The 19230-nt window shown below is 32.7% G+C and carries 13 protein-coding genes; 11 read left to right on the forward strand and 2 right to left on the reverse strand.

The features are described from left to right. Positions 1 to 28: 28 nt before the first annotated feature. The 10 genes from DMA14_RS11890 to DMA14_RS11940 all read left to right on the forward strand — a co-directional run bounded on the left by DMA14_RS11890 (position 29) and on the right by DMA14_RS11940 (position 14628). Positions 29 to 1144: a FecR family protein gene (locus tag DMA14_RS11890; protein WP_111424872.1), complete on the forward strand. Its 1116-nt coding sequence runs from the start codon at positions 29 to 31 to the stop codon at positions 1142 to 1144. 230 nt (positions 1145 to 1374) lie between these two features. After that, the gene (locus DMA14_RS11895; protein ID WP_111424873.1) at positions 1375 to 5085 is read left to right on the forward strand and encodes a SusC/RagA family TonB-linked outer membrane protein; all 3711 of its coding nucleotides are present in this window, start codon (positions 1375 to 1377) and stop codon (positions 5083 to 5085) included. Between the two features lie 13 nt (positions 5086 to 5098). After that, positions 5099 to 6586: a RagB/SusD family nutrient uptake outer membrane protein gene (locus DMA14_RS11900; protein WP_111424874.1), complete on the forward strand. Its 1488-nt coding sequence runs from the start codon at positions 5099 to 5101 to the stop codon at positions 6584 to 6586. A 20-nt stretch (positions 6587 to 6606) separates the two neighbouring features. Further along, positions 6607 to 7464 carry a zinc-binding metallopeptidase gene (locus DMA14_RS11905; RefSeq protein WP_111424875.1) on the forward strand — a complete coding sequence of 286 codons (858 nt, stop codon included), beginning with the start codon at positions 6607 to 6609 and terminating at the stop codon, positions 7462 to 7464. Between the two features lie 30 nt (positions 7465 to 7494). After that, the gene (locus DMA14_RS11910; RefSeq protein ID WP_111424876.1) at positions 7495 to 8856 is read left to right on the forward strand and encodes a DUF4302 domain-containing protein; all 1362 of its coding nucleotides are present in this window, start codon (positions 7495 to 7497) and stop codon (positions 8854 to 8856) included. 106 nt (positions 8857 to 8962) lie between these two features. Next, complete coding sequence (locus DMA14_RS11915; protein ID WP_111424877.1) at positions 8963 to 9238, forward strand: hypothetical protein; 276 nt, start codon at positions 8963 to 8965, stop codon at positions 9236 to 9238. A 455-nt stretch (positions 9239 to 9693) separates the two neighbouring features. Continuing rightward, a complete protein-coding gene (gene fabG / locus DMA14_RS11925) occupies positions 9694 to 10440 on the forward strand; it encodes a 3-oxoacyl-[acyl-carrier-protein] reductase (RefSeq protein WP_111369193.1) in 747 nt (248 codons plus the stop codon). A 140-nt stretch (positions 10441 to 10580) separates the two neighbouring features. Beyond that, entirely contained in the window at positions 10581 to 12608 is a 2028-nt protein-coding gene (locus tag DMA14_RS11930) for a hypothetical protein (protein WP_111424879.1), read from the forward strand. Positions 12609 to 12690: 82 nt separating this feature from the next. After that, positions 12691 to 13587, forward strand: coding sequence for a LysR family transcriptional regulator (locus DMA14_RS11935; RefSeq protein ID WP_111424880.1), 897 nt, complete (start codon positions 12691 to 12693; stop codon positions 13585 to 13587). A gap of 75 nt (positions 13588 to 13662) precedes the next feature. Further along, positions 13663 to 14628, forward strand: a complete 966-nt coding sequence (locus DMA14_RS11940; protein ID WP_111424881.1) for a YeiH family protein — start codon at positions 13663 to 13665, stop codon at positions 14626 to 14628. Positions 14629 to 14770: 142 nt separating this feature from the next. Here the strand turns inward: DMA14_RS11940 and DMA14_RS11945 are convergent, their stop codons facing one another. Then, positions 14771 to 15721 carry a hypothetical protein gene (locus DMA14_RS11945; RefSeq protein ID WP_111424882.1) on the reverse strand — a complete coding sequence of 317 codons (951 nt, stop codon included), beginning with the start codon at positions 15719 to 15721 and terminating at the stop codon, positions 14771 to 14773. A 172-nt stretch (positions 15722 to 15893) separates the two neighbouring features. Here DMA14_RS11945 and DMA14_RS11950 point away from each other — a divergent pair, with 172 nt between their 5' ends. Further along, positions 15894 to 16892: a zinc dependent phospholipase C family protein gene (locus tag DMA14_RS11950; RefSeq protein WP_111424883.1), complete on the forward strand. Its 999-nt coding sequence runs from the start codon at positions 15894 to 15896 to the stop codon at positions 16890 to 16892. A 60-nt stretch (positions 16893 to 16952) separates the two neighbouring features. Here the strand turns inward: DMA14_RS11950 and DMA14_RS11955 are convergent, their stop codons facing one another. After that, complete coding sequence (locus tag DMA14_RS11955) at positions 16953 to 19097, reverse strand: LTA synthase family protein (protein ID WP_111424884.1); 2145 nt, start codon at positions 19095 to 19097, stop codon at positions 16953 to 16955. Positions 19098 to 19230: the final 133 nt, after the last annotated feature.

A 19230-nucleotide genomic window follows, 5' to 3' on the forward strand; every position in this document is an offset into this window, starting at 1 on the left:
TCTATGTTTTTGTAACCTTAATAGTAAGATGCAAAAACGTAACAATTATATCGAAATAGAAGACTTTCTAGCTGATGAATCTTTTCAATTATGGATTTTATCTAAAGTTGACGAACAAGGCTGGGAAGAATGGACTTTAGAGAATCTGCAAAGAGCCAAACTTGTTGAAGATGCTAGACTCGTACTTTTGGCAATGCGAGTTCCAGAATCTCATTTGTCATCAAACGATGTTCATGAAGCCTTAAAAGAAACTTGGCGTAAAATTGAACAGAGAGAAGAACTTTCTCAAGAGACTTCAAAAATTAAAAAACTAAAAATACAAAGATACTGGATTAGTGGCGTTGCGGCGGCTATTTTAGTTGGTGTGTTTTCCGTATGGTTTTTTAAGATGAATATAATAACTACTGATAATGTAGTTACTTATAACGAACTTATTCAGGATAATGATGAAGGTTTGGTAGAACAAACCAACAATTCTGAAAAATCACAGATAGTTACTTTATCTGATGGAAGTTCGGTTTTATTACAGCCCAACAGTAAATTAAGTTACCCTAAAATCTTTACCGGAAACGAAAGAAAGGTGTATTTATCCGGCGAAGGTTTCTTTGAAATTAGTAAAAATCCTAAAAAGCCTTTTTTTGTTTATGCTAACGAAATTGTAACTCGCGTTGTTGGAACAAGCTTTAGGATAAAGGCTTATCCAGACCAGCAGAATGTCGAAGTTCTTGTTCGCACCGGTAAAGTTAAGGTAAAATCTAACAATTTAGTTCACAATGTTGAAAACAAGGAAATTGTTCTTCTTCCTAATCAGGCATTGCGTTTTGCTCGTAAAGAATTAGTTTTTAATAAAATAACTAATATTACGCAAGATCCTATTTTAGTTAGCAGTATTAGGAATATCGAACAGTTAAGTTTTGAATTTAACGACATTCCTGTGGCACAAATTCTTGAAACTATTGAGCAGGCTTATTTGGTAGATATTGATTTTCCACATGAAAAATTGAAAGATTGCCGATTAACTACTTCATTAAGCGATCAGCCGCTTGCCGAAAAGCTCAAAATAATTTGTAAAAGTATTGGTAATGATACTAATTACGAAATGAACGGAAATCAAATTGTAATTACGAGTTCTGGCTGTAACTAGAATTCTTAATTCAATTAAAAATTGAAATAAAATAAAACCAAAATTAAACTAATTAAGAACTAAAAAATAATTTATAACTGCCTATGTAAAAAACTAATACATAAAAAAAGTGCCGAGAATGCTGTAACATTAACGACACTTAAATCTGAATAAATTACTCTCTGTAAAGGGCAATTTATGATGTTTCTTAAAATACACTCGAATAGTATTAATCAAAACAAACCAAAATTATGAAAAAACCTGTTGTCAAGCAACGATTACTTCACCAAATCATGAAAATAACGCTGTTTCAGTTTGTGTTAGCGCTTGTATTTTCAAGCGTTACTCTCGCAAATAATGTAAATGGGCAGAAAAAATTAGATACTAAAGTCACGATTACAGTTGATAACTTAACTTTAGATAATGCTTTATCGAAAATCGAAAAGTCTGCTCATGTAAAATTTTCCTATAACTCAAGACTTCCTCAGCTTGGAGAGAAAGTAAGTATTGAAGCAAATCAAGAAACTCTGGCCAGCATTTTGAGCAGAGTATTGGTTCCTTTTAATATTACTTTTTCTGAAGTGAGTAATCAGATTGTACTTCAAAAAAGTGCAGTTTCTTTTTCTAATGCAAATAATCACGATTCTTTGTTTGAAATCTTGACTTTCGGACCAATCATCAAAGGAAAAGTTACAGATCAAAGTGGGTCGCCTCTTCCTGGAGCTACTGTAATGGCAAAAGGAACGAAAACTGCTGTATTAACAGATTTTGATGGAAATTTCTCTATCGAAATGCCTGCAAACGTAGATCGTTTAGTTATTTCTTATGTAGGTATGGAGACAAAAGAAATCGGAATTAATAATCCTACGCCAACTGTGGTTTTAACTGAGGCAGGACAAAATCTTAAAGAAGTTGTTGTTACTACAGGATATGAAAAAACATCAAAAAGAACATTTACTGGAGCAATCAGTAAAATTTCTGGTGCTGAGTTAAAAGTTGATGGTGTTGTAGACGTAAGTAGAATGATTGAAGGTAAAGCTGCCGGAGTTACGGTACAAAACGTAACAGGATCTTTTGGTGCTACTCCAAAAATTACAGTTCGTGGATCTTCTTCTATCTTTGGTGATACAAAACCTTTATGGGTTATTGATGGTGTGGTTCAAGAAGATATTATCAATGTAACATTTGCAGATTTAGCATCTGGAAACTCTGCTACATTATTAAGTTCTGCAGTTGCTGGTTTAAATGCAAATGATATTCAAAGTATTGAAATTCTTAAAGATGCGTCTGCTACCTCAATCTATGGTTCTAGATCGTTAAACGGAGTTGTGGTTGTTACGACAAAACAAGGTCGTAGAGATTCTCCTTTAAAAATAAACTATTCTGTAGAGAATACTGTTAGAACGGTACCAAGCTATACTCAGTTTGACATCTTAAACTCTCAAGAATCTATGAGTGTTTTTCAAGAAATGAGAACAAAAGGATATTTGGATCAAAGCTCTTCTTTAACAGCTAGATTTAGTGGTGTTTATGGAATTTTGGCAAAACAGATTAATTTATATGATAGTTCTAACGGACAATTTGGAGTTAGAAATGAGCAACCATACATTAATCAATTTTTGAAAAAATACGAGTTAGCAAATACAGATTGGTTTAAAGTTTTATTTAGACCTTCAATTACTCAAAATCACTCTTTAAGTTTTTCTGGCGGAGGAAAAAATAATACTTTTTATGCTTCTCTAGGGTATTATACAGATCCAGGATGGACTGTGGCAGATAATGTAAAACAGTTGTCAGCTAACATTAAAGGGACATTCTACATTAACGACAAATTAAATATTACGTTATCGACTTTAGGATCGATGCGTGATCAAGAGGCTCCAGGTGCTTACGATAGCAAGAATGATCTTGTTTTTGGTAAAGTAACTAGAGATTTTGATATCAACCCATTTAATTATGTATTGAGTACAAGCAGAACGTTAAGACCTTATGATGAAAATGGAAACCTAGAATATTACCAAAATAACTGGGCTCCAATGAATATTCTTAACGAATTGGAAAATAATACTTTAGATATTAAAGTAAATGATATTCGTTTTCAAGCTGATTTAGATTATAAAATCAATAAAAATTTATCTTATAACCTTACAGCATCAGCACGTTATGCTAATACTTCAAGAGAGCACAAGATCTACGAAGATTCTAACGTAGTGGGAGCTTACAACGCTGGAGTTGGTGCAACTTTGAATACTCAAATTCAGAAAGACAACGTGTTTTTATACCAAAATCCAAATGATTTAACAGCACCTAAAGTTTCGGTGTTGCCAAATGGTGGATTCTTAAGAAAGTTTACTAATGATATGACTTCTTACAATGTTAGAAATAGTGTTACATACAGAAATACATTTAATGAAAAACATGAATTAGAAGCATTCGTAGGTACAGAGTTTAGATCTGTAGATAGAAATAATGACAATTTTACTGCTGCTGGTATTCAGTTCGAGAAAGGTCTTACTTCTTTTGTTGATCCTAAATTGATTGAAAAATTGGTAAATGAAGGAAACTCTTACTATGAGTTTGGAGCAGAAAGAGAGCGTACTGTTGGTTTCTTTGGTAAAGTAGGATATACTTATGATCGTCGTTATACAGCTTCTTTAACAGGTCGTTATGACGGTTCAAATAGACAAGGAGATGTTGGTTCTTCAAGATGGTTACCAACTTATACTGTGAGTGGTAAATGGAATATTAAAGAGGAAAACTTTATGAAAGATGTTGAGACTATCAATACATTGGCATTAAGAGCTTCTTATGGTTTAACAGCAACTGCTGGGCCGGCAACAAACTCATTGGCAATTTATAAAAGCTTTATCACAGACCGTTTTGCTGTTGGAGATAGAGAAAATGCAATTCGTATAGAAGATTTACAGAACAAAGATTTGACTTGGGAAAAACAATATGAAACAAATATTGGAGTAGATCTTGGAATGTTTAGAAATAGAGTACAGTTTACAACAGATGTTTATCGCCGTAAAGCATTCGATTTGATCGATTACGTAATTACATCTGGAGTAGGTGGAGAATCTATTAAACAAGGTAATAATGCAGATATGGAAACTAAAGGTCTTGAAGTTGGTTTTACAACTCAAAACATTGTTTCAAAAGATTTTAAATGGTCTACTACAGTAAACTTCTCTGTGTATGATCAAAAAATCACAAAATTGGCTAACAAACCAGCTGTTTTTGATTTGATTGCTACAAATGGTGGTAATACAGTAGGACATCCTAGAAACTCGTTATATTCTTACCAATTTACAGGTTTAAATAATGAAGGTCTTCCAACTTTTATTTTGCAAGACGGAGCAGAAAACAATATAACAGATGCTAATTTCCAAGATACTAATGACGTAACTAAATATTTGAAATATGAAGGATCTGTAGAGCCTAACAAATCTATTGGTTTTGCGAACACATTCACATACAAAAACTGGTCACTTTATGTATTTGTTGTTGGATCTGGAGGAAACAAAGTAAGATTAAACCCTGTGTATAGCAACAAGTATACAGATCAGACAGTATTTACAAAAGACTTTGCAAACAGATGGATTAATCCGGGAGACGAAAATTATACTAATGTTCCTGTTATTGCAGATAAATTAATGAATAGAAATTATGGTCCAAGCGACTTGCAGATTGCTTATAATACTTACAATTACTCTGATGTTAGAATTGCAAGCGGTGATTTCGTACGTTTAAAAAACATCTCTTTAAGCTGGGAATTCCCAAGCGATTATAAGAGAAAATTAGGATTGTCAACTTTCACTTTGAAAGGTTCAGCGGTTAATCCTTGGTTGATTTATTCAGATAAAAAATTAAACGGACAAGATCCTGAATTCCGTAACACAGGAGGGGTAGCTTTCCCAATTACGGCACAATATACTTTTGCAATTAATATTTCATTCTAATACTAAATTGATTATGAAAAATATAAAAATAGCACTGTCATTATTATTACTGGTTACTATTAGCAGTTGCGATGATTTTCTTTCAGAAGTGCCAGATAATAGAACACAGATAGATACTCCAGAAAAAATATCAGAATTATTAGTTACTGCTTATCCAGATAGATCGTACTTTCCGATTGCAGAGGTAATGTCAGATAACGTTTTTGATACTGAATCATTACAATCTGTAAGCATAATTAACGAGGAGAGCTTCAACTGGGAAATGCAGAGTCAAATCGGAACTGATAGTGAAAATGCATTCTGGATGTCATCTTACGAAGCAATTGCAGCGGCAAATCAGGCTTTAGATGCTATCGAAAAGCTTGGAGGCAAAGAGACTCTTAATCCGTTAAAAGGAGAAGCTTTAATTGCAAGAGCTTACAATCATTTTATGTTAGTTTCATTGTGGGCAAATCGTTATAATCCTGCAACAGCAGCGACAGATTTAGGAGTTCCTTATATAACTAAACCAGAAACAGAATTATTGGTAAAATACAAGCGTAACACTGTAAAAGAAGTATTCGACTTTATTGAGCAAGACATCAATGAAGGAATGAAATACATCACAAGTGAATATAAAGAGCCAAAATACCACTTCAATGTAGATGCAGCAAAAGCATTTGCTTGCCGTTTTTACTTAATCAAAGGAGATTGGGATAAGGTATTGGAATATTCTGAAGGGCTTGGCTCTAAACCGACAAAAATCAGAAACTATACGGCTTTTAATGCTGCAGCTTTTGCTCAAATGCCAATTGAATATTCAAGAGTTGAACAAGAAACTAATTTATTGGTAGCTTATCCAAACTCAATTGCAAACAGATCAGCAGCGTACAGATTTGCGCTTCCTGGAAATAGATCTGATGAAATATTAGGTACACAAACCAATATGTGGGCAAAACCTAATTTAATTAGAGCAAACGGCCAGTATTTTGGAGGTACAAACGTATTTGTTCCTAAGCTTTATGAGTATTTTAAATACACAAATTTAACATCTCGTACAGGTGAGCCTTACACTGGTTCTGTATTATTTAGTAATGATGAAATGTATTTGAACCGTATTGAAGCATTGGTAATGAAAAACAGAATTGCTGAAGTGAATACAGAATTAGGATATTTCTTAGGAACTAGAACTTCAGGATACAATGCAGCAACAGATATTTTAAATGAAGCAATTGTTACTGCTAAATATCCGCCGATTGCAGATGAATTTACGCCATTTTATGCATTAACAGATCTTCAAAAATCGTATATCAAAGCAATTGCCGAAGCAAGAAGAAGAGATTTTATCCGCGAAGGTCTTAGATGGTTTGATATCAAACGTTTTAATCTTGTTGTGACGCACAATACTCTTGAATTTGGAAAAGTGGTAAAAAACAACATCTTAGAAAAAGACGATAAAAGAAGAGCGTTGCAAATACCGCTTAGAGCTTCAGATAATGGTATTGAAAAAAATCCTAGGTAAATTTTTAATTAGAAAGTATTATGAAGATATTCAAAACATATAAAACAGTAGTCATTGCAGGTGCCTTATTGCTTGCGTCATGTGCACACGAAGATCAGCCAAAAGAAAGCCAGTTAGATTTTTCTACACCACAAAAAACAGAATTAGACAATTGGATTGGTGCAAATTTCTTAAGTCCATACAATATCAATGTGTATTACGAATGGAACCAGAATATGGTAGACGAAAATAGATATTTATATCCTCCGCAGGGAGCTAAAGTGCAGCCTGCAATGGAAGTTGTAAAGAAAATCTGGATTGATAGTTATAGCACTATTGGAGGAAAGGACTTTGTTAAAAAAATTGCTCCGAGAGAATTTGTTCTTGTAGGTGGAGTCAACTTAAATACAAATGGTACTGTAACGCTTGGACTTGCAGAAGCTGGTCAAAGAGTGTCTCTTTTTCAAGTTGATAATCTTAATAAAAAAAGCAGATCTAGCGTAACGCAATTTATTCATACTATTCAGCATGAATACGTACATATTTTAAACCAAACTAAACCTTTTGATGAGCAGGCGTGGGCAAAATTAACGCCTTCTGGATATACCACTACATGGTATAATGAAGCAATTGCGACTTCTAGATCTTTAGGTTTTATTACAAGTTATGCGAGATTAAACATATACGAAGATTTCGCAGAAACTGCCGCTACAATCTTAACAAGTTCTAAAGCTGAATATGATGCCATTTTAGCAAGTATAACAGACGCTACTGCAAAAGCTAATATTAAAGCAAAAGAAGCTTTGGTAGTTAAATATTATAAAGATTCTTTCAATATAGACTTTTACGCATTAAGAGATGAAGCTCAAAAGAATACAGATGCTGTAATAAATAATTAAGGACAATAAATTTTTATAAAATTCAATATTATGAAAGTAAAAAATATATATAAGTGCTTAACGATCGCTTTTGCAGCTTTGCTTTTGGGATCATGTTCTAGCCCAGAAGTTGATGCAAAATTCGATCAAAATGCTACTGATCGATTAAGTGGACGTCAAAAGGAATTAAACGATTTGTTGCTTTCTTCTGCAGACGGCTGGAAAGCAGTTTATTATACTGATAGTACGCAATTAGGAGGATGGACACATTTGTTTAAATTTTTGCCAGATATGAAAGTAGATATGGCATCAGATTTTACAGGTAAAGATGGTCAGATTGACACTAAAACTTACCAAAGCCAGTACGATCTTCAAGTAGGAAGCACTGTGAGTTTAGTTTTTAGTACACAAAATAGAATCCACCTTTTATCAGATGCGAGTAATTATCCAACTGCGGCACTTCTTGCAAAAGGATATTTAGGTGACTTTCAGTTTTATTACTATGGACAAAAAAATGGTGACATTATCTTTAGAACAAATAGAAATAGCCACTTTCTTCGTTTTGTAAAAGCTACACCAAAAGATTGGGCAGATTTACCAGGAAACGTTCCTATTATTAAAGCCATTACAGGTGATATGTATAGCCCATTATTTAGAATATTAGCAATAAATGATGGTACAGCTACTAAAAATTATGATTTTAGTTATAACGCTAGTGCTCGTTTCGGTACAGGATATTCTTTAGATCCTGCTGTTAATACAAGTTATGATCTTGCATTCTCATTCAATCCAAAAGGAGCTTACACTAAACTTCCATTAGAGGTTAAAGGACAAAAACTTACCGACTTTGTTTACGACAGTGCTACAAATACTTTTGTTGCTACCGGAAAAGATGGGGTTAAGGCTACTATTATGTATACAAATGCACCGCCAAGACTTACAGATGACTATAAAGTGACATTGCCAGCAGCTGGAGCTCCATCTACTGCTTATGGTTATATTGCTGCAAATCTAGTAAACGCACCTACAAATTCGCAATTGTGCAATTATTTATTAAATGAAATTAATAGTGCATCAGTGGCAAAAGTAAACAGAGTACAATTTACTTTTTACAATAATCGTACGGTAGACATTATGTATAGTTTTACAGGAGGAAAAGCAACTGTATATCATAGAGCAACTGTTACAGAAGATGCAGTTAATAAAACTATTATTCTAAAACATTCATTATGGCATAACGGAACTGCAGTGATTGCAGCAGATCCTTTAGTTAAAAATCTTGACGACAAATTGATGGATCCTAAAGGTTTATATGTTACTAGAGAAAACTTCAGAATAAGTTTCTCTAACACAATCTACACTTTTGCTGGTGCATCAAGCAGTTTTAGAATTACTACATATGCGTTCCAATAATTAGTTAAGAATATTTTTTATTTCAGAAAGCAGCTCATTTTTTGAGCTGCTTCTACCAAACATAATTTCTGAATTAAACAATCTAACTTTTCATTATATAGATATTATGGTTAAAAAAATATTGGCACCGGCAACAATTGCAATATTCTTTTGGGGAATAGGTCTTTTACTTATAAATCAATATTACTACGAATACGTTCGCTACTATTTGTATATCTCTATACTTGTAATTTTTCCTTTTATGGTTTGGAATCTTATCAAACAATGGAAAAAGGATAAAGTAGAAGAAACAAATGAATTTAAAACTTCGATTTTCAGAATGCTAATTATGGCGGTAGTCATGATTGTTATATTTTATGTTACGAAACAAAATCACATTTAAACTTTCTTTTGTTCTGTTTTTTACCAAACATAATTTCTGAATTAAACAATCTAACTTTTCATTGTATAGATATTATGGTTAAAAAAATATTGACACCGGCAACAATTGCAATATTCCTTTGGGGAATAGGGCTTCTTACTATAAATCAATACTTCTATGAATACTTAAGGACTTACTTATATATCTCAATAATAGTTGCGATTGGCTGTATAGTCTTTGATAAAATTAAGGAGAATAGAGAAGAAAAAGAAGAATAGAATCAAGCAATTCAAAATCGCATTTAAACTTTTTTAGTTTTGTTTTTTTATTTTGGGGGGAACAGCTCATTTTTATGAGCTGTTTTTTTTTGTTTTAGCAGCATATAAAATTCTTAAGCCAATTTTTGGATTACAAATTTTATTAAATGCTCAAATAATCTATATTTGTAATTCAAAAAATAAAACGAATACCTTAATATGAAATTACTAGAAGGAAAAGTTGCAATTATTACTGGTGCAAGCCGTGGAATTGGAAAAGGAATTGCTGAAGTTTTTGCTAAACATGGAGCAAACGTTGCTTTTACATACAGCTCATCTGCAGCATCTGCGGAAGCTTTAGAAGCAGAATTAAATAGTTTAGGAGTTAAAGCAAAAGGATACCAATCTAACGCAGCAGATTTTAACGAAGCTCAAACCTTTGTTGATGCTGTTTTAGCAGATTTTGGAACTGTAGATATCTTAATCAACAATGCTGGAATTACAAAAGACAACCTTTTAATGCGTATGTCTGAAGCAGATTTTGACCAAGTAATTGATGTAAACTTGAAATCGGTTTTTAATATGACAAAAGCGATTCAGAAAACTTTCTTGAAACAAAGAGCTGGATCTATCATCAATATTAGTTCTGTTGTTGGAGTTTCTGGAAACGCAGGTCAGACAAACTACGCAGCTTCTAAAGCTGGTGCAATCGGATTTACAAAATCTGTAGCTCTTGAGTTAGGTTCTCGTAACATTCGTTGCAATGCAATTGCTCCAGGTTTTATCGAAACTGAAATGACTGCAAAATTAAGCGAAGATGTAGTAAAAGGATGGAGAGAAGGTATTCCGTTGAAACGCGGAGGAACTCCAGAAGACGTAGCAAATGCTTGTTTATTCCTTGCTTCTGATATGAGCGGATACATTACAGGACAAGTTCTTAATGTTTGCGGAGGAATGCTAACATAAGGTACTGAGGTACTAAGTTGCAAAGGTTCAAAGGTTTTAGTATTCAGTCTATTCTGATTCTAGATAGCTGAACACTTTTAGTCAAGTAATTGACTTTTAAAATCTGATGACTGTAAACTGATACTGAATACTAAATAAATATGACGACAAACACGATTCTTTTATTATTGCTTTCTTTAGTAATTGCTGGTGGTTTATCGTACTTTCAATATTTTTTCAAAGCCAAAAGTAAATCCAATGTGATTATACTTTTGGCTTTTTTACGTTTTTTGGCCATCTTCGGATTATTGGTTTTATTAATCAATCCGATAATTTCTAAAAATTCCTTGGAGATTACTAAAACTCCTTTGGCAGTTGTTGTCGACAATTCTAGTTCTATTGCAACTTTAAAATCAGATAAAAAAGCAGTCGAATTATATCAAAAACTAGTTTCAAATCCGGCTTTAAAAGAGAAATTTGAAATCCAATCTTATCAGTTTGACAACGATTTTAAAACTTCAGATAAATTTGATTTTAAGGGAAATCAAACCAATTTAGATGAAGCGGCAAAGAATTTAAAAAGCATCAATAAAAACCTTATTTTCCCAACTGTAATTATTACAGACGGAAATCAAACTACAGGAAACGACTATGTGTATAGATTCGATCCTGTCAATAAAGTTTATCCTTTGGTTGTGGGAGATACAACTACTTTTTTTGATTTAAAAATCAATCAGCTTAACGTAAACAAGTACGCTTTTCATAAAAATAAATTTCCTGTTGAAGTTTTTCTTCAGTATGCTGGTAACAAAACGGCAAATGCAGAATTTACCATTTCGCAAGGAAATACTGTTGTAGCAAAAGAAAAACTTTCGTTTTCGCCATCAAAAAAAACAGCCTCTTTAAACTTGCTATTACCAGCGGATAAAGTGGGATTACAGATCTATAAAGCCAGTATTCAATCTTCGGCTAAAGAAAAAAATAGCTACAACAATATCAAAAATTTTGCAGTTGAAATTATCGATCAGAAATCAACAATTGCTATTGTTTCTGCAATTAACCATCCAGATATTGCATCTTTAAAAAGATCAATTGAAGTTAATGCACAGCGTAAAGTGATATTCGTTAAACCAAACCAAATTAATGACTTACAAGATGTTTCTGTTTTGGTTTTGTATCAGCCAACAACGGCTTTTAAACCGATATTTGACAATAATAAATTAAAAGGAACAAATGCCTTTATTATAACAGGAAACAATACTGATTTCAATTTTTTAAATCAGCAGCAAAACAATCTGATTTTTAAAATGAGCAATCAGCGAGAAGATTTTCTTAATGAATTCCATTCTGATTTTAATCTTTTTGCAATTGACGATATTGGTTTTGAAAATTTCCCGCCTCTGCAGAATCCTTTCGGAAATATAAGTACAAACGGAAATGTCTCTGTTTTGCTTTCGTCAAAAATTAGAAACGTTTCTACAAATGCTCCATTATTGGCTTTCGCCGAAAATCAAGGAAAAAGAACTGCTTTCCTTTTAGGAGAAAATAGCTGGAAATGGCGTTTGCAAAGTCATGTTGATAATCAGTCTTTTGAAAAATATGATGTTTTCATTGATAAGATTGTTCAATATTTAGCATCATCGACTTCAAAGAAATCTTTGGTAGTAACACACGAAAGTTTTTATAATTCTGGAGAAGAAATTATCATCAACGCGCAATATTTCAACAAGAATTATGAGTTTGACGAAAAAGCCAGACTTACAATTAGCGTGGTAAATGTAGCGACCAAACAAACTAAAAATTACGATTTACTAAAAGGAAGCAATTCTTTTTCAGCCAACTTAGAAGGACTTCCAGCTGGAAAGTATAATTTTACTGTAAAAGAATTGAATTCGAATACTTCATACGCAAGTCATTTTGAAATTCTAGATTTTGATATCGAAAAACAATTCGTAAACCCAGATGTCTTAAAATTAAATCAATTGGCGCAGCAAACAGGAGGAAAAGCTTTCTTCGAAAATCAAGCCGATCAATTGATTAATGCACTTTTAGAAAACAAAGAATACAAATCAATCGAGAAAAATATTTCAAGTAAAACGCCAATTATTGATTGGGTTTGGTTATTGATTTTGATTGCTACTTTACTAACAATCGAATGGTTTGTTAGGAAGTATAATGGGTTACTATAAGTTGCAAAGGTTCAGAGAGACAAAGGTTCAAAGTTTTTCACTAACTTGAAACTTTAAACGTGAAACAAAATAAACCAAAATCATGGACTTCAGGCTAAAAGTTTTCTACACCGTTGCGCTCCGCCTTAATTTTACTAAAGCGGCAACAGAATTGTATATTACACAGCCAGCAGTTTCTAAGCATATTCAAGAGTTAGAAGAAACTTATAAAACCAAGCTCTTCGAGCGAAACGGTTCTAAAATTGCTTTGACTCCAGCAGGAAAAATTCTTCTAAAGTATACTAAAAGTATTTTTGATATCTATCGCGAAATTGACTTTGAAATGAGTTCGTTTAATGCAGAACGTCAAGGATTGCTTAGGCTAGGAGCGAGTACAACCATTTCTCAATATATTATTTCTCCAGTTTTGGCTAGTTTTCATCAAAAACAAAAAGATATAAAAGTCAATTTACTGAATGGAAATACAGAACAAATCGAAAACGCCTTAATCAATAAAGAAATCGAAATCGGAATTGTAGAAGGACATTCTAAAAATCAATCTATAAAATACATTCCGTTTTTAAAAGATGAATTGGTTTTGGTTTGCAATAGCAAAAATCCTTTTGTCAAGAAAAACGAAATTTCGGTAAATGATTTAAAATCAATGAAATTCATAACTCGAGAACGTGGATCGGGAACACTTGAAGTTATTGAATTCGCCTTGAAAAAAGCTGGCTTAAAATTCTCGGATCTACAAATTGAAATGCAGCTTGGAAGTACAGAAAGCATAAAATCATATTTGTTAAACTCAGATTGTTTTGCTTTTATGTCTATTCATGCCGTGAGTAAAGAGTTGAAAAATAAAGAATTGATTGTTTTAGATGTTGAAAAGTTATCAATAGAAAGATATTTTTATATTGCTACTTTACAAGGGAAATCAGATTCGTTATCAGAACTGTTTATTCAAAATTTGGCAATTCATTATAACTTGAAGTTATAGCCAATTGTAATTTACGATTGGCGTTTTCAATATAAACGGCGGAACTTTGCAATATAATATCAATACCCATTTATTTTGAAAACAAAAGAACAAACCACAGCACAATTATTTGAAATTAATCAATCAGTACAGCAAGTGCTTTTTCTCGCTGTAATTCTTTTATGTTTATTTTCGATTATTTCTCCACCAATTGCGCTTTTATTGGGAGTTTTAATTGTGAATCTTTTCGGGAATCCATTTGTAGAATTCAATCATAAAGCGATTACATTTTTATTGCAGTTTTCGGTTGTTGGCTTAGGATTCGGAATGAACGCCAACAGCGCAGTTTCAGCAGGAAAAGAAGGATTTATTTTAACCGTTTTTTCAATCTTTAGTACTTTACTTTTTGGGCTTCTTTTAGGTAAGTGGCTTAAAACAGAAAGAAAAACGTCTCATTTAATCTCTTGCGGAACAGCGATCTGCGGAGGAAGTGCTATTGCGGCAATTTCGCCAGTAATCAAATCAAACGAAAATCAGACTTCAATTGCTTTGGGTGTTATTTTTATACTGAATTCAATTGCCTTATTTGTTTTTCCGTTTATCGGACATCAATTAGATTTATCTCAAAAAGATTTTGGTTTATGGTGTGCCATTGCCATTCATGATACCAGTTCTGTTGTTGGAGCTGCCAATAAATATGGTGCTGAAGCACTGCAAGTTGCCACAACTGTAAAATTAGCAAGAGCTTTATGGATTATTCCAATTTCAATCTTGACCGCTTTTCTTTTTAAAAGCAAGAATTCAAAAATCAAAATACCTTACTTTATAGGTTTGTTTGTTATAGCAATGCTCGTGAATACTTATATACCTTCAACAGCCATTTTTACGGGTCATCTTGTTGGGATTGCAAAAATTGGTTTAACGATAACTTTGTTCTTGATTGGAGCAACTTTAAATTTCGCTACTTTAAAAACAGTAGGAGTAAAGCCTTTATTGCAAGGTGTTTTTCTTTGGATTTTTATAGCCGTTTTGGCTTTACTATCAATTCTTTATTTAGGCTAATATTTTTAACCGCAAAGAATTACGCAAAGTTCGCAAAGTTTTTTGTGCAAAGCTTTGCGAACTTTGCGTTTTATTCAAAATTTTAGGCAAATAAACTTTGCGCTCTTTACGGTAAAACTATACTCAAAGTTTTTTAACTATATTACTTTACATTGGAGAATTTTACAATTGGCTTGTCAATCATTTTGTAAAATTTTCCTTTGAAAGCAAAACGTCGTTCAATCTCAAAATTGAATGACTTTTTTGTTTTGGCCATTGCCGCAATTTCTTCAGGAACATTAGTTTCAAATTCATCTTGAGCTTTTAATGCTTTATTGAAAAATCCCTTTGTTTTGATGATAATATCTCTAAAATGCTTTTTTGTATTATCATTTACAACGGTGTATGTTCCAGACCATTCTATGCTTTGAACGTTGGTAAGCTGATAATCGTTCACTTCCATTATAGGCTGGTATTTTCCATCAAAACCAGCAACTAGATACAGCCATCCTTCAAAAGGTCCGCCTGCGCCGCCATTAACATGCAATAATGTAAAAGCAAACTGATCTTCCCCAATCTCGACCAATTTTGGGGTTGGACATTGCGCAAAAGAGCCAAAAGCGGCAACTGCTGGCTGAAAAGATCTCATATCCCAAGAATTGCCATTTTTTGCAAATTTTGCCAAACCAAGCAATCCTCCGGAAAAACGCCCTGTCTGAAGTCCGTCTTCATCATGGACAGAATGATTAAAAGCTAATATTTTATATTGATTGCCTTTTGAATCTGAATAGTCGATATTTGCTAAAAGTCTCGTTGCAACACCTTCTGTGTATGGAAATAACTGATCGCCTTCAACACCGTTTACATCTGTAAAAGGAGAAGGTGTACAAGTTTTACAGATCCAACTAATGAAACCGCTTCCGTCGCGTTTGCCATATTCTGTACCAGGAAAAAGCTCCCACATTACCTTTTTTGCTTTAAAAGGTTCGGCTATTTTTAAAGTTCTTTTTTGATTTAAGATGGTGTCGTTTACTTTGCCTGGTTTTAATTCAATTTCTTGAGCAAAGCAAATGCTAGATAAAAGACTAGCAGCAATAAGAAAAGTATGGCGCATATGTAAGATTTAATACTAAAACAAACTTACAAAGAAAATTATTGTTAATATGAACTTCTGTTGCTTTTAGGGCGAAAAATCTCAAAAATTTAAATTTAGTAAATCTTAATTACAGTATTTTTTGCGTATTCTTTAATTAAAACTAAATTTGCTCCCTCTAATAAAAAAACAAATGAAGAAAATCCAAATGAGACCAAAACTAATCGCTTTCGGAGCTTTAGTTATTGGGTTTATTATGCTGTCATGGGGAAATGTTGGCCATGAGCGTATTAACAAAGCAGCTGTAATGGCTTTACCAAAACAATTACAGATCTTTTTTTACAATCACATTGATTTTATTACACAAGAAGCATCGGTTCCAGATATCCGTAAGTATGCTTTAAATTATAAAGAAGAAGGTCAAAGACATTATTTTGACATGGAAAACTTCGGCCCTGCTGACACTTATCCACAGACATTAGAAGAAGCAAAACAAAAATATGATGCTAAATTTTTAAGCGATAATGGAATCTTGCCTTGGTATATTGAAGATATGATGGCAAAGTTGACTAAAGCTTTTAAAGAAAAAAATAGAGCAGAAATCTTATTTCTTGCAGCAGATTTAGGCCATTATGTTGGTGATGCGCATATGCCTTTACACACTTCTAAAAATCACGACGGACAATTGACTGATCAAAAAGGGATTCATTCTCTTTGGGAAAGCAGATTGCCAGAATTATTCGTTAAGAACTACAAATTAAATGTTCCAGAAGCACAATATTATGCTAATGTTCACAAGGCAATTTGGGATATGATTAATGACACTCATACCTTAGCGCAACCTTTGTTGGATATTGATAAAAAACTGAGAGTAGAAACTCCAGAGAATAAAGTTTTTGAAATGGATGCTGAAGGTAAAATCGCAAAAACGAAATACAATACTTCTAAATTCTCTGATGAATATGCTAAAAAATTACACGAACAATTGAACGGAATGGTTGAGAGCCAAATGAGAAAAGCAATTGCTGCAACGGCAAGTTTTTGGTATACTGCTTGGGTAAACGCAGGTAAACCTGATTTAAGTGACTTAGACTCACCAGCTGTTACACAAAGAAATTATCAATTTTTGCAGGATGATTTAAAATTATACCAAAGAGGAGATTTATTTGGAATGAAGAATCAAAACGACTAAAGTTCTCTTCAAGTCAAACATAAAAAAAGCCGCAAACTCTCTCAGTTTGCGGCTTTTTAATTATTTATGTTTTACTTCGTTTGCATAAAGTTTAGCATTTTTTGCAGCTAAATCTTTAAACTGATATTCTTTCTCTTTCAATACATAAGATGCTGATTGATAATAAGAAATAGTTTCATCGACCAGATTTTCATTTTCGGTTTTTAACGGAATTTCATCGTAATGAATTTGAAATTCAGGAGAAATTCCAGCTTTTTCATTAAGCTTCAATTGAAACTGTTTTATTTGCTGTTTTGGAGATAAAATTGTCAAAACATTGTCTTTTATTAAACCAAGATCTTGATAGGTTGCTATAAAAGCTCTTGGCTGATAGGTTGGTTTAAATACATCTTGTCCAAAAAATTTGCTTTCGTAGTCAAAATTAAGAAGTCCGAATAATGTTGGCATAATATCAATCTGCGACATTAATTTGGTATACTTTTCAGGTTTTATACTTGGCGAATATATCAAAGCAGGAATTCTGTATTTATCTAACGGAAGTTCTGTTTTTCCAGCACTCGAAGCACAATGATCAGCTATGATTACAAAAACGGTATTTTTAAACCAAGGCTGTTTTGATGCCTGATTAAAGAATTGTTTAAGTGCGTAATCTGTATATTTCACACCTCCATCACGAGATTTAATATTTCCAGGAATATCAATTTTGTTATTAGGGTAAGTAAAAGGTCTGTGGTTGCTTACGGTCATAATATGATTGAAAAAAGGCTTATTTTGTTTAGCCTCAGCACTCATCACTTTGATTGCTTTATTGTACATGTCTTCATCGCAAACTCCCCAAACGTTAGAAAAAGTGACTTCATTTTCGGCAAAGCTCGATTTGTCAATAATCTGATAGCCGTTTCCTGAATAAAAGTCCTGCATGTTATCAAAAAAAGCATCTCCGCCATACATAAATTTAACATTGTAGCCTTTTTTAAGGAACACCGATCCGGTTGAGAATTTATTCTTATTGTCTTCTCTTTTTACAACACTTTCACCAGCTGTTGGAGGTAAGCATAAAGTAACGGCTTCAAGCCCGCGAACTGTACGATTTCCAGCAGCGTAAATGTTTGTAAAGAGTAAACTTTTTTGTGCAAGACTGTCTAAAAATGGCGTTATGTTCTGTTCGTTTCCATACGTTTTCATGAAATCAGCACTTAAGCTTTCAATTGTAATTAGCACTACATTTTTACGCTGTTCGAGAGAATCTTCTTTTATTTCGCGTAATGTGTTTTTTCCTGATATAGAAGGTAAATTCTGTTTTAGCAGAGCAAATGCTTTTTCGTTTGGAATTGTTTTATAAAATTTAAAATAATCCAATTTGTTATTTTGGAAAGCTAGATAGAATTTATAGATCCCGTTTGATTGTAACTCATTAACAAAGACATTTTTAGAGTTTTCTGTTTTAGCTAATCCTGGTACAGCTACTAAAGAGGCTAAAAATAGAACTGCATAAAGAGCTGTAATTTTTATTTTGTCACTAAAACTCGGAATTTCATCAATATAATTTCTTGATTTTTTAATAATAAAATAAGTGATGATTCCTGTAATAATGAATAAAGCAGAAAATATTGGGATTACAGGATAAGACTGCATAATGTTTCCAATAACTTCGTTGGTGTAAATCAGATAATTGACAGCTATAAAGTTGTATTTTACACCAAACTCATTCCAGAAGAAAAATTCACTTATTGCATTCTGAAGAATAACTATAACGTACAAAAAGATAACAAAAGCAAAAAGCCAAAACCTGATTTTATCTCTATGTTTTGGAAGAAAAAGAAAAAGTGCAAACAAAAGTGTTTTTAACGAAACAAAAATCAGAACGATTCTTGGCAAAGCACCGCCGTATTCATCAAAAATGCTTTTTCCCGATGCGATATAAAGTAAAAGCGCAATAAAACCTGCTAGTACAATATACCCGTAAGGCTTGTTGTATTTTGAATTGGAAATAAAAATAAGGTAAAGCCATAAAAAGCCTGAAGCCAGTACAAATACAAAAGAGTCTGATAGTAAACCCAATGAGAATATTTTTAAGCTCTCTGTAAATGTGAAAGTACTTTGGGTAATAGGATGAAATAGCAATACCATTCTAAGTGTAAAACTCACAATAAAATACAATAAAGCAAGATTGTAGAAAGGCGAAAGTTTTTTGTAAAAATTCATCAGTTTTATTTTTTTACAAAATTACTTTCGAATGATTAATGCCAGATTAAGTTCGACTTTTACCTTACTTAACATTAACTTAAAGTTTGCTTAAGATATTGGTTTTCTTTATTTATTGCTGTGTTGAACTGTT

The sequence above is a fragment of the Flavobacterium sharifuzzamanii genome (assembly GCF_003254585.1).
Classification (GTDB): Bacteria; Bacteroidota; Bacteroidia; order Flavobacteriales; family Flavobacteriaceae; genus Flavobacterium; species Flavobacterium sharifuzzamanii.